This window comes from Streptomyces sp. NPDC059454, assembly GCF_042749965.1.
Lineage (GTDB): Bacteria > Actinomycetota > Actinomycetes > Streptomycetales > Streptomycetaceae > Streptomyces.
The window spans coordinates 25,110-36,572 of sequence record NZ_JBHYVC010000023.1; the positions used below are offsets into that span (position 1 = coordinate 25,110).

At 73.5% G+C, this 11,463-nt stretch carries 11 protein-coding genes and 2 pseudogenes; 3 read left to right on the forward strand and 10 right to left on the reverse strand.

Annotated elements, in window-relative coordinates; all coding sequences use genetic code 11:
- Positions 1-54 precede the first annotated feature (54 nt).
- Positions 55-534: a macro domain-containing protein gene (locus ACFXAE_RS17945; RefSeq protein ID WP_384715186.1), complete on the reverse strand. Its 480-nt coding sequence runs from the start codon at positions 532-534 to the stop codon at positions 55-57.
- Between the two features lie 125 nt (positions 535-659).
- Between ACFXAE_RS17945 and ACFXAE_RS17950 the strand changes: the two genes are divergently transcribed.
- A complete protein-coding gene (locus tag ACFXAE_RS17950) occupies positions 660-1,355 on the forward strand; it encodes a MerR family transcriptional regulator (protein ID WP_384715189.1) in 696 nt (231 codons plus the stop codon).
- Positions 1,356-1,386: 31 nt separating this feature from the next.
- On the opposite strand, the gene ACFXAE_RS17955 is transcribed toward ACFXAE_RS17950, so the two are convergent.
- From ACFXAE_RS17955 to ACFXAE_RS17970, 4 genes and pseudogenes are all read right to left on the reverse strand, one after another.
- A complete protein-coding gene (locus tag ACFXAE_RS17955; RefSeq protein WP_384715192.1) occupies positions 1,387-3,567 on the reverse strand; it encodes a 3-hydroxyacyl-CoA dehydrogenase NAD-binding domain-containing protein in 2,181 nt (726 codons plus the stop codon).
- A 34-nt stretch (positions 3,568-3,601) separates the two neighbouring features.
- Positions 3,602-4,816, reverse strand: a complete 1,215-nt coding sequence (locus tag ACFXAE_RS17960; protein ID WP_384715195.1) for an acetyl-CoA C-acetyltransferase — start codon at positions 4,814-4,816, stop codon at positions 3,602-3,604.
- A gap of 11 nt (positions 4,817-4,827) precedes the next feature.
- Positions 4,828-5,991, reverse strand: a complete 1,164-nt coding sequence (locus ACFXAE_RS17965) for a CaiB/BaiF CoA transferase family protein (protein WP_384715198.1) — start codon at positions 5,989-5,991, stop codon at positions 4,828-4,830.
- Positions 5,992-6,130: 139 nt separating this feature from the next.
- A pseudogene (locus tag ACFXAE_RS17970) lies at positions 6,131-6,510 on the reverse strand (MmcQ/YjbR family DNA-binding protein).
- A gap of 90 nt (positions 6,511-6,600) precedes the next feature.
- On the opposite strand from ACFXAE_RS17970, the gene ACFXAE_RS17975 reads away from it, so the two are divergent.
- On the forward strand, positions 6,601-7,779 hold the full coding sequence (locus ACFXAE_RS17975; RefSeq protein WP_384715201.1) for a saccharopine dehydrogenase family protein: 1,179 nt from the start codon (positions 6,601-6,603) through the stop codon (positions 7,777-7,779).
- A gap of 18 nt (positions 7,780-7,797) precedes the next feature.
- On the opposite strand, the gene mmpA is transcribed toward ACFXAE_RS17975, so the two are convergent.
- The 4 genes and pseudogenes from mmpA to ACFXAE_RS17995 form a co-directional block, all read right to left on the reverse strand.
- Positions 7,798-7,944: a morphogenic membrane protein MmpA gene (gene mmpA, locus ACFXAE_RS17980; RefSeq protein WP_384715204.1), complete on the reverse strand. Its 147-nt coding sequence runs from the start codon at positions 7,942-7,944 to the stop codon at positions 7,798-7,800.
- Between the two features lie 137 nt (positions 7,945-8,081).
- Positions 8,082-8,825: an endonuclease V gene (locus ACFXAE_RS17985; RefSeq protein ID WP_384715207.1), complete on the reverse strand. Its 744-nt coding sequence runs from the start codon at positions 8,823-8,825 to the stop codon at positions 8,082-8,084.
- Positions 8,826-8,903: 78 nt separating this feature from the next.
- Positions 8,904-9,227, reverse strand: a complete 324-nt coding sequence (locus tag ACFXAE_RS17990) for a plasmid stabilization protein (protein ID WP_384715210.1) — start codon at positions 9,225-9,227, stop codon at positions 8,904-8,906.
- Positions 9,228-9,298: 71 nt separating this feature from the next.
- Positions 9,299-9,484 (reverse strand): annotated as a pseudogene (locus tag ACFXAE_RS17995) (oxidoreductase); the annotation flags it as partial.
- Positions 9,485-9,949: 465 nt separating this feature from the next.
- On the opposite strand from ACFXAE_RS17995, the gene ACFXAE_RS18000 reads away from it, so the two are divergent.
- Positions 9,950-10,363, forward strand: a complete 414-nt coding sequence (locus ACFXAE_RS18000) for an SsgA family sporulation/cell division regulator (protein WP_384715213.1) — start codon at positions 9,950-9,952, stop codon at positions 10,361-10,363.
- A 339-nt stretch (positions 10,364-10,702) separates the two neighbouring features.
- On the opposite strand, the gene ACFXAE_RS18005 is transcribed toward ACFXAE_RS18000, so the two are convergent.
- Positions 10,703-11,410: a GPP34 family phosphoprotein gene (locus ACFXAE_RS18005; RefSeq protein ID WP_384715216.1), complete on the reverse strand. Its 708-nt coding sequence runs from the start codon at positions 11,408-11,410 to the stop codon at positions 10,703-10,705.
- Positions 11,411-11,463 lie beyond the last annotated feature (53 nt).

Sequence of the window (11,463 nt, forward strand, 5' to 3'; positions counted from 1 at the left end):
AACCACGTCTGGTGGGACGCGCCGGTTCACGCGCGGGACCGGTGACGGGTCCGCTCAGTCACCGTGGTCGTACACCGTCACCGGTATGCCGTGCCGCACCAGCCGCTCGGTGATCAGCGGCTCGACGCGGGACCACGTGCCGCCGGCCAGGCCGCAGCCGATGCGGGGCAGGTGGACCGAGGCGCCGAGGGCTCTCGCGTGGCCGGCGAGGCGGTCGAGGGCGGTGTCGATCGCCTCGTAGCGGACGGGGACGCCCTTGCTCCCGGTCCGTATGCCGCGCTGGCCGATCATGTTGGCCACCCAGACGTACCGCTCGACCTGGACCAGTTGGACCGCGCCCAGCGCGAAGTCGTTGGCCGCGCGATCCCGGTGCCAGGCCCGGTACGCCCTCTCCGGCTCGGGCCAGCGGCGCGACACCGCCAGGACGAAGCCCTTCCCCCAGCCCCCGATGTCATTGCAGACATGGGCGATGACCTTGACGCCCTTCACCGACGGCACGGTGGCGTCACCCCGGATGTATGTGATCCCCGACATGACGTCACCATAGGTGCTGCCACGGACAACGGCTCCGCCGTTTCCGGGAGGGCGGCCCAGGTGCCACAGCACTGGTGGCACAGCACTGGTGGCACAGCACTGGTGGCACAGCGATACTGCTGCACATGACGACCGAGACCGAGCAGCCGCTCACGATCGACGAACTGGCGGCCCGGGCCGGTGTCACCGTGCGCACGGTCCGTTTCTACGGCACCAAGGGGCTGCTGCCGCCGCCGGTGATCGGTCCCCGGCGGGTCGGTCACTACGGGCGGGAGCATCTGGCCCGGCTGGAGCTCATCGAGGAGTTGCAGCACCGGGGCATGACGCTGGCGGCGATCGAGCGGTACCTGGGGCAGCTGCCGCCGGATCTGAGCGCCCGGGACCTGGCGGTCCAGCGGGCGGTGGTGGCCTCCTGGGCGCCCGAGGCGGTGGAGACGGTGCCGCGCGGGGAGCTGGAGCGCCGGGCGGGGCGGGCCCTGGGCGAGGAGCATCTGGAGCGGCTGGCGGCGATGGGCGTCGTCGAGCGGGACGGCGAGGTGTTCCGGGTCGACCCCGGGCTGCTGCGGCTCGGGGCGGAGCTGCTGGACGTACCGCTGTCCCATGAGACGGTCCTCGCCGCGCGTACCGCCCTCATCGAGCACTCCCGCGCGGCCGCCCGCGAACTGTCGCGGCTGCTGCGCGACGCTGTCGCGGAGCGGGACGCGCGGGACGTGCGGTCCCTGTCCGCCCGGATGCATCCGCTGGTGGTGCAGGCGCTGCTGACCACCTTCCAGCGGTCGCTGCGGGAGGAGCTGGCCCAGTGGCTCGACGAGGAGGGGTGACGGGGCTCGCCCCGTCACCCCTCGCGGCGGGTCAGCGGGCGTCCGTGAAGGCCTCTCCCCGTTCCGCCTTCGCCACCAGCAGCGCCGGCGGGGTGAAGCGCTCGCCGTAGCGCTCGGCGAGTTCCCGCGCGCGGGCCACGAATCCGGGCAGGCCGCCGTCGTAGCCGTTGATGTACTGCAGGACCCCGCCGGTCCAGCCGGGGAAGCCGATGCCGAGGATCGAGCCGATGTTGGCGTCGGCGACGGAGGTCAGCACGCCCTCCTCCAGCAGCCGGACGGTGTCCAGCGCCTCGGAGAACAGCATCCGTTCCTGCATGTCCGCGAACGGGATCTCGTACCCCGCCTTGGTGAAGTGCTCGCGCAGTCCCGGCCACAGCCTCGCGCGCCTGCCGTCCTCGCCGTACTCGTAGAAGCCGCCGCCGCTGCTGCGGCCGGGGCGGCCGAACTCGTCGACCATGCGGTCGACGACGGCCTCGGCGGGGTGCGCGGTCCAGGTGCCGCCCGCCTCCTCCACGGCCCGCCTGGCCTCGTTCCGGATCTTGCGCGGGAGGGTGAGCGTCAGCTCGTCCACCAGGGAGAGCACCTTGGCCGGGTAACCCGCCTGGGCGGCGGCCTGCTCGACCGACGCGGGCTCGATGCCCTCGCCGACCATGGCGACGCCCTCGTTGATGAAGTGCCCGATGACGCGCGAGGTGAAGAAGCCGCGCGAGTCGTTGACGACGATCGGGGTCTTGTTGATCTGCCGGACCAGGTCGAAGGCGCGGGCCAGCGCCTCGTCGCCGGTGCGTTCACCCTTGATGATCTCGACCAGCGGCATCCTGTCGACGGGCGAGAAGAAGTGCAGCCCGATGAAGTCGCCCTGGCGCTCGACGCCTTCGGCGAGGGCGGTGATGGGCAGGGTGGAGGTGTTGGAGCACAGCAGCGCGTCGGGGGCGACGACGTCCTGGATCTCCTGGAACACCTTGTGCTTGAGGGCGGTGTCCTCGAAGACGGCCTCGATGACCGCGTCGCAGCCGGCGAGGTCGGCGGCCTCGGCGGTGGGCGTGATCCGGGCGAGCAGCGCGTCGGCCTTCTCCTGGCTGGTACGGCCCTTGGCGACGGCCTTGGCGCACAGCTCCTCGGAGTAGCCCCTGCCCTCGACGGCGGCTTCCAGGGAGACGTCCTTGAGGACCACGTCGATCCCCGCGCGGGCACACGAGTAGGCGATCCCGGCGCCCATCATCCCGGCGCCGAGGACGGCGACCCTGGTGACCTTGCGCGGCTCGACGCCCTTCGGGCGGTTGGCGCCGGAGTTGACGGCCTGGAGGTCGAAGAAGAACGCCTGGATCATGTTCTTCGAGGTCTGTCCGGCGGCCAGCTCGACGAAGTAGCGGGCCTCGATGACCTGGGCGGTCTCGAAGTCGACCTGGGATCCCTCGACGGCGGCGGCCATGATGTTGCGCGGGGCCGGGTAGGGGGCGCCGCCCGTCTGCTTGCGCAGGTTGGCCGGGAAGGCGGGCAGGTTGGCGGCGAACTTCGGGTGGGCGGGGGTGCCGCCGGGGATGCGGTGGCCGGGCCTGTCCCAGGGCTGGGCGGACTCGGGGTTGGCGTCGATGAAGGCGCGGGCCCTGGCGAGCATGTCCTCGCGCGTGTCGGCGACCTCGTCGACCAGGCCGTTGTCCAGTGCGCGGCGCGGGCTGTACTGGGTGCCCTGGAGGAGCACCTTCAGCAGCGCGTCGGTGATGCCGAGCATGCGGACGGTGCGGACGACGCCGCCGCCTCCGGGGAGCAGGCCGAGGGTGACCTCGGGGCAGCCGATCTTGGAGCCGGGGGCGTCGAGGGCGATCCGGTGGTGGCAGGCGAGGGCGAGTTCGTAGCCGCCGCCGAGGGCGGCGCCGTTGATCGCCGCGACGACGGGCTTGCCGAGGGTCTCGATGCGGCGCAGGTGCCGCTTGAGGGCCATGCCGCCGTCGAAGAGGTCCTGCGCCGTCTCGGGGGTGACCCGGATCAGGTCGCGCAGGTCGCCGCCGGCGAAGAAGGTCTTCTTGGCGGAGGTGATGATGACGCCGCGGAGGGAGTCCTTCTCCGCCTCCAGGCGGTCGGTGATCACGGCGAGGGAGTCGCGGAACGCGGCGTTCATGGTGTTCGCGGACTGGTGGGGGTCGTCGAGGACGAGGGTGACGACGCCGGTGTCGTCCTGCTCCCAGCGGATGGTGGTCGGCTCGGTGCTCATGAGGGTGTGCTCCAGATGATCCGTCGGAAGGGGGTCAGACACGTTCGACGACGGTGGCGATGCCCATGCCGCCGCCCACGCAGAGCGTGGCGAGGCCGTAGCGCTTGTCCTGGCGTTCGAGTTCGTCGACGAGGGTGCCGAGGATCATCGCGCCGGTGGCGCCCAGCGGGTGGCCCAGCGCGATGGCGCCGCCGTTGACGTTGACCTTGTCCAGGGACAGGCCCAGCTCCCGCGCGAAGCGCAGGACGACCGCGGCGAACGCCTCGTTGATCTCGACCAGGTCGATGTCGTCGACGGTCAGGCCGGCCTTGGCGAGGGCCTTGCGGGTGGCGGGGGCGGGGCCGGTCAGCATGATGGTGGGCTCGGACCCGGAGACGGCGGCGGAGACGATCCGCGCGCGGGGGGTGAGCCCGTGGCGTTCGCCGGCCTCCTTGGAGCCGATGGCGACGAGGGCGGCGCCGTCGACGATGCCGGAGGAGTTGCCCGCGTGGTGGACGTGGTCGATCCTCTCCACCCAGTGGTACTTCTGCAGGGCCACGGCGTCGAAGCCGCCCAGCTCGCCGATGTCGGCGAAGGACGGCTTCAGCCCGGCCAGCGAGTCGGCGGTGGTGCCGGGACGCAGGTGCTCGTCATGGTCGAGGACGGTGAGACCGCCGCGGTCCCGCACCGGGACGACGGACCGCTCGAAGCGGTTCTCCTTCCAGGCCGTGGCCGCGCGCTCCTGCGACAGGGCCGCGTACTCGTCGACGTCCCGCCGGGAGAAGCCCTCGATGGTGGCGATGAGGTCGGCGCCGATGCCCTGCGGGACGAAGCCGGTGGCGAGGCTGGTCATCGGGTCGTTGAACCAGGCGCCGCCGTCCGAGGCCATCGGCACCCGGGACATCGACTCGACGCCGCCCGCGAGGACCAGGTCCTCCCAGCCGGAACGGACCTTCGCCGCCGCCATGTTGACGGCCTCAAGGCCGGACGCGCAGAAGCGGTTCTCCTGCACGCCCGCCACCGTGTCCGGCAGTCCGGCCGCGATGGCGGCGATGCGGGCGATGTCGGAGCCCTGGTCGCCGACCGGGCTGACCACACCGAGCACGATGTCGTCGATCGCCGCCGGGTCGAGGCCGGGGAAGCGGTCGCGGATCTCGTGGATCAGGCCGACGACCAGGTCGACGGGCTTGGTGCCGTGCAGGGCACCCTTGGCCTTGCCGCGACCGCGCGGGGTGCGGATCGCGTCGTACACATACGCTTCGGTGCTCACGGGAGGGCCTTTCACTGAGGATTCGAGGGCTTCGGGGGCTTCGAAGTCGAGGACAGCAGGCGTGGTACGTCCCAGTCGCGGGCCACGTCGTCGGTGTCGGCGCCCGGCCGGGCGGGTCCGGTACGGACGGTGGTGGGGGTCGCGGAGAACCGCGGGGCCGGTGCGGGCTGGGTGATGCCGGCGTGGTCGGTGAAGGTGGAGCGGGCGGCGAGGTGCGGGTGGTGCGGGGCCTCGCGCAGCGACAGCACGGGCGCCACGCACGCGTCGGAGCCGTCGAAACGGGCCGTCCACTCGTCGCGGGTGCGGGTCTTGAAGCGGGCGGTGACCTGTGCGCGCAGCTCCGGCCAGCGGGTGACGTCGGTGTGGGCCCCGGCCTGGCCGTCCAGGCCGAGCAGGCGCAGGAACTCGGCGTAGAACCGCGGCTCCAGCGCACCCACCGCCATGTGTCTGCCGTCGGCGGTCTCGTAGGTGCCGTAGTAGGGGCAGCCGCCGTCGAGGAGGTTGGCGCCGCGCCCGTCCTGCCAGGCACCGGCGGCGAGCATGCCGTGGATCATCGTGGAGAGGTGGGCGGTGCCGTCCACGATGGCGGCGTCGACGACCTGCCCGGTGCCGGTCGCGCGTGCGTGGTGCAGCGCGGCGAGGACACCGACGACGAGGTAGAGGGAGCCGCCGGCGTAGTCGCCGAGCAGGTTGGCCGGGACGGCCGGGGGCCTGTCCGGGTCGCCGATCATGCCGAGGGTGCCGGTGAGGGCGATGTAGGCGACGTCGTGGCCCGCACGGTCGGCGAGGGGGCCCCGCTGGCCCCAGCCGGTCATCCGGCCGTAGACCAGGCGCGGGTTGCGGGCGCGGCAGTCCCCGGGGCCGACGCCGAGCCGCTCGGCGACTTGGGGGCGGTAGCCCTCGATGAGGATGTCGGCGCGTTCGGCCAGGTCGAGGACGCGGGCCGGGCCGCCGGGGTCCTTCAGGTCGACGATCACGGAGCGCTTGTTGCGGTTGGTGACGTCGAGGGCGGGGTCGATCCCGAGTGCGGGGCCGCCGGGACGGTCCACGCGTACGACATCGGCGCCCAGGTCGGCGAGGAGCATGGCGGCGAACGGGCCGGGACCGATCCCTGCCAGCTCGACCACGCGCACGCCGCCGAGCGGTCCGTGTCCGGGCGCCTTCGCCTCCGTCATCGAGCCCCCATCGGCTGTGACACTTCCGGTGTAACACCTGGAATGTTAGGAACGCGTTCCACCCGGCACAAGACCGGGCGAGCAAGCGCTTGGCCACTCTACGGCGCGGTGCTGTTCCCTCGCCGGTCCGCGCGCTCGCTCACCGTGCGTCGAGCTTTGCCGCGAGCCGCTGCGGAGCGATGGCTCCGCAGCTCTCCTCCACCCGGTCGCACAGCAGCTCGGCGGCCGGGGCACCCTCGGTCTCCAGCGGGACCCTCACCCAGTCGGCCTTCCCCCGGCCGTACCCGGCGGGCTCGGCACCGGGGGCAGGTCGGCGCGTGGGCGTGCGCCGTCTCGCCCTTGAGCTTCACCATCACCCCAGGGGGTGACCGCCGTCGGCGACACCGAGGAAGACGAACACCTTCCCGTCGGCCTTGGCGACCGTCTCGTCCCAGGGGTGCTCCTCGGCGGCTCCCGGCAGCCCCGGGGCACGGTCGCGCACTTTTCCCACTTCTTCGGGGCGTTCGGGGGCACGGCCATCGGTTTCCTCCGGGCTCGTCGTCGGGCTCCGCACCCCTCACGCTAGCCTCGGCCACCGACAGCGGCGCGGCTGCACGACCAAGGGGTGTCATGAGCAGGCTGGACAGGACGGACCGTCCGTACGACATCGTGCTCTTCGGAGCGACCGGCTTCGTCGGAACGCTCACCGCCGAGTACCTCGCCACCCGGGCCCCCGCCGGGCTGCGCTGGGCGATCGCCGGCCGCAGCGCGGACAAGCTGGAGCGGCTGCGGGAGCGGCTGCCCGGCGGCGCGGAGGTCGGGCTGCTGCGGGCGGACGTGTCCGACCCGGCCTCGCTGCGCGCTCTCGCCGAGCACGCGCGCGTGCTCGCCACGACGGTGGGTCCCTACGTGGAGTACGGCGAGGAACTCGTCGCCGCCTGCGCGGACACCGGCGCGGACTATGTCGACCTCACGGGTGAGCCGGAGTTCGTGGACCTGGTGTACGTCCGGCACGACGCACGCGCGCGGGAGACCGGGGCGCGTCTGGTGCACGCCTGCGGCTTCGACTCGGTGCCGCACGACCTGGGCGCGTACTTCACCGTGCGGCAGCTCCCGGAAGGGGTGCCGCTGACCGTGGACGGCTTCGTGACCGTCGACGCGGCCTTCTCGGGCGGGACCTTCGCCTCGGCGCTGAACCAGTTCGCCCGGCACCGCGGGCTCCGCGCGGCGGCCCTGGACCGCCGGCGCCATGAACCGCGGCTGGTGGGCCGCCGGGTGTCCGCCTCGGCCGGCGCGCCGCGCTACGCGCCGGAGGCCGGCGCCTGGGCCCTGCCCCTGCCGACGATCGACGCGCAGATCGTGCGCCGTTCGGCCAGGGCACTCGACCGGTACGGCCCCGACTTCCGCTACCGGCACTACGCGGCCGTGCGGCGGCTCCCGGTGGCGGTGGGCGGGGTGGCGGCCATGGGCGCGCTGGTGACGGCGGCCCAGCTCCCGCCGCTGCGCCGCCGGCTCTCCGACCGGCTCGGGCCCGGCGGCGGGCCGGGCCCCGAGAAGCGCGCCCGGAGCTGGTTCTCCGTCCGTTTCGTCGGCGGGGGCGGCGGGCGCCGGGTGTACACGGAGGTCGCGGGCGGTGACCCCGGTTACGACGAGACGGCGAAGATGCTGGCCGAGGGGGCCCTCTGCCTGGCCTTCGACGACCTCCCGCCGACGGCCGGCCAGGTCACGACGGCGGTGGCGATGGGCGACGCGCTGATCGACCGCCTCCGCGCGGCGGGACTCCGCTTCCGCGTCGCCGCGATCCGGTGACGTCCGGCCGGGCGGAGGCTACAGCGGCCACTCGGCCAGCGTGTAGATCATCCCGACGATCCAGCCCAGCCCGGCCGGTACGGCGAGGGCGAGGGCGACGGTCACGGCCCGCTCGACGGGCCGTCCGTCGGCGGCAACAGGCTTGGGCGCACGGTGCGTTGTCATGCGCGTCAGCCTGCCGGGGCGGGCGGGGGCCGGCATCCGTACAGGTACTCAGGAGCGGTACTCAGACCGCACGGGCGCGGTCCACGCCGGATCGGCCCGCGGCACTGCGCGAGGGAGCCCGGGGGCGGGTCGGTGATCTACGACTCGGAGCACCGCGAGGCGGGGCGGTGCAGTGCCGAGGACACCTCCTGAACGGGGGCGGCCCCGGCGAGTGCGCGGCGGCACAGGGCGTCGGCCCTGCGGGTGGTCTCCGGGAGGCGGTAGGCGGGGGTCAGGGCGAGGGTGTGGGCGCAGGCGTTGTCCAGGCTCACGCGGTGGCCGACCGAGACGAAGACCGGCTTGACGGCGTCCCTGGTGCGCAGGGCGCGGCCGACCTCCTCGCGGCCGGCGAGCAGCGGGGACGCGCTCCCGCGCGAAGTGCCCGGTTCGTCGTGGGTGAAGGTGAAGGGGTTCTTGGCGACGCCGATCGTCGGCAGGCCGGTGAGGACACCGAGGTGGCTGGCCAGGCCGAAGCGGCGGGGGTGGGCGAGGCCGTAGCCGTCGCAGACCACCAGGCCGGGCGGGCACGGCAGGGCATCGAGGGCGGCCAGCACGGTGGGGATCTCGCGGAAGGCGAGCAGTCCGGGAACGTACGGGAAAGAGATCCGGCCGACGGCCGTGGACTCGGCGACCACGTCGAGGGTCGCCGCGTCGAGGACGACGGCCGCGGCGGCGACGACGTCCCGCTCGTCGTCGTACGCCACGTCGACTCCGGTGACACGGCCCGTCCCGGGCGGCGGGCCCGGTTCGTCGAGCACCACCCGCGCGCGCAGGCCGTCCTGGACCGCGCGGGCCTCTTCCTCGGTCACGGGCCAACCGGCCGGTGTGCGTACGGTCGTCATGGTGCCCCTGAGCCTACGGGGCACGCGTGCTCCGCGCGGAGGGCGCCTCCCGGCCCCGCCCCTTCGCGCGAAGGCGGCTCACTTGCCGAGCGCCCGCTGGAGCTGGTCCTTGTTCATGTTCGAACGGCCCTCGACGCCGCGCTTCTTGGCCTCCTCGTACAGCTGGTCGCGCGTGGGGCCCCGGGAACCCTTGCCGGACCTCTGGCCGCCGCGCCTGCCGGAGGACATGTCCTGCGTCGAGGTGCGGCCGGCCGTCTTCGACTCGCCCGACCGGGCGCGCTCCTTGTTCACCGTCCGGGCGGCGATCTCCTTGGCGCGTCCGGTGCTCTCGCCCCGGTCCTCCGCACTGTCCTTGATGTGCTCGTACTGACGCTCCCGCTTGGGGCTGGAACCGCTTGGCATGTCCGCTCACTTCCTCTCGCGTACAGCGAACGGGTACCCACGGTGGCAGCGATCAGGACCCACCGCACGCGTCAGTGCTCCAGGCGGGCAGCCCCTCCCTTCTCCCCCGCCGCCCGGCAGCCGTGGCCGGACGCGCAGTCGACCGTGTCGTACGAGCCGGTGTCGACGGTCCGCCAGGTGCGTCCGCCGTCGGTGGTCAGGTCGGTGCCGGCGGGGCCGACCGCGAGGGCGGCGGTGCGGCTGTGCGGGAGCCAGGCGGTGTCGCGGCCGGCGGCGGACAGTCCGCGGAACCGCACGTCCGGGGTTCCGGTGTCCTTGAGGGCCCAGTGCGGCGACGCCCCGCGGTCCGGTCCGTGTGCCTGGGCCGGTACGGCCGTCAGGGCGGCCAGGACCGCCGCGCACACGGCTGCCGCGGTCACCCGGCGGCGCGTCCGTCTCGTCCGTCCTGTCGGTCGCGTGCTCCCCAGACGCCTCATGGCGGGCGAAGCCAGCCCGCCGCCCGGGCACCGTCCGGAGGGCCGCCCGGGCGGACAGGAGGTGCGTCGGACGGTACCAGTGCCTCGGAGACCACCCGAGGAGAGCCGTGTCACTCGGGTGCATGAAGGCGGTGACAGAGGTCACTCGCCTTTCGTGCGCACGGATTGGCCGATTCCGTCGTCTCATCCAGTAGCCGACCCGATCCGCCCCGGAAGCCTGTCCAGCCGTCATGAGGGAGCAAGGCGTTGTCCACCGTCATCGAGCAGACCGTCGAGGCCCGTCTCGTCGCCGCCGCGCCGCGGATGCCGAGCATTCCCGCCACCCTGCACTACGACCGCGACGACCCGTTCGCCGTCCGCATGACCTTCCCCGCGCCCGCCACCCTGGAGGGCGTCGAGGTCTGCTGGACCTTCGCCCGTGACCTGCTCGCCGCGGGGATGCAGGAGCCCGAGGGCGACGGCGACGTACGGGTCCGGCCGTACGGCTACGACCGCACCGTGCTGGAGTTCCACGCCCCCGAGGGGACCGCCGTCGTGCATGTCCGCTCGGGCGAGCTGCGCCGGTTCCTGGAGGCCACCGGCGAGCTGGTGCCGACCGGTCTGGAGCACCTCCGGCTCGACCTGGACCACGATCTCGCGGAGCTGATGCGCGACGTCTGACGCGTACGGCCGGCACCCGCTGCTCACCGGCGCGTCGAGCGTGCCGTGCGGTTCCCGCGCGGCACGGGAGACCGGGGCGGTCCGGGACCGGGCGTCACAGGCAGCGGGCGCGTGGATCGCGTCGGCGGGATTCCTGCCGTTCCGGGTCGACGGCCCCGGGCTCCGGGCAACGCATCCGCACGGGGTACCGCCCGTGTGCACCGGAGTGTGGCGCTGGTCGACAGCGCCGGGCGAGAGCACATGACGTGTGCACATATGGCGCACCCACATGTACACACCCACATATGACGCACCCACATGTGGCGTCCCCGCAGGGGCGGGCCCTCGCCGGGCGAGGGCTCATCGCCCCCTCGTGAGCGAGGCCATCGGCGCCTCGTCCCGCAGCCCCGCGCACAGCTCGCGCAGGACGGCCTCGAACGCGGGCGTCGCCGCTCCGGCGCGGCGGGTCAGGGTCTCCGCGCGCCCGTCCCAGGAGCAGCCGTCCGGGGCCGGCGGCAGGCCCGCGGCGGCCGCGAGGGCGAGTACGGTCGCGGTCGGCCCGGGGACGTCCTCCACCGGTGTGGATCCGGCCAGGATCCGGTGGGCCTCCCGGCGCAGGGCGTCCGCGCGGGCGGTGTCGGCCAGGACGTGCTCCACCGACGGGAACACCCCGAGGACCCGGTGCTTCTCGGCGCGCAGCACTCCCTCGGCCACCAGTTGCTCCCGGACCGCGTCCAGGGTGTACCCCGCGCGCAGCGTCACCCAGACGCGCCAGCGGTGCGGGCAGGACTCGCTGACCAGCTCCAGAAGACCGTCCAGCACCGGGTCACCGGTCCGGGAGTCGAGGTCACGGGGTGTGGCGATGCCGTCGTCGTCGGTCAGCAGGCCCCGCCGGGCCAGCTCGGCGAGGGCTCCGGCCCGCGCCGCGGGGGCCTGCCGGGACGGGTCGGTGTCCCAGGCCAGCAGACACAGGCGGGCCGGCAGCGAGAGCGGGCCGTCGGGCACGGGGGCCTCCTCGGGGGCGGTGACGTCGTGCTCCGAAAAGCCGTTGACAGCCGTTCCGGGCACTCCTACGGTGTACAGCGGTCCTGTTGCCGTCGAATGGAGAAGGACGTTGCTCG

Bases quoted from the DNA above. Each gene is read 5' to 3' on its own strand.
- ACFXAE_RS17945 (WP_384715186.1), bottom strand. From the start codon at position 534: ATGTCGGGGATCACATACATCCGGGGTGACGCCACCGTGCCGTCGGTG.
- ACFXAE_RS17950 (WP_384715189.1), top strand. From the start codon at position 660: ATGACGACCGAGACCGAGCAGCCGCTCACGATCGACGAACTGGCGGCC.
- ACFXAE_RS17955 (WP_384715192.1), bottom strand. From the start codon at position 3,567: ATGAGCACCGAGCCGACCACCATCCGCTGGGAGCAGGACGACACCGGC.
- ACFXAE_RS17965 (WP_384715198.1), bottom strand. From the start codon at position 5,991: ATGACGGAGGCGAAGGCGCCCGGACACGGACCGCTCGGCGGCGTGCGC.
- ACFXAE_RS17975 (WP_384715201.1), top strand. From the start codon at position 6,601: ATGAGCAGGCTGGACAGGACGGACCGTCCGTACGACATCGTGCTCTTC.
- mmpA (WP_384715204.1), bottom strand. From the start codon at position 7,944: ATGACAACGCACCGTGCGCCCAAGCCTGTTGCCGCCGACGGACGGCCC.
- ACFXAE_RS17985 (WP_384715207.1), bottom strand. From the start codon at position 8,825: ATGACGACCGTACGCACACCGGCCGGTTGGCCCGTGACCGAGGAAGAG.
- ACFXAE_RS17990 (WP_384715210.1), bottom strand. From the start codon at position 9,227: ATGCCAAGCGGTTCCAGCCCCAAGCGGGAGCGTCAGTACGAGCACATC.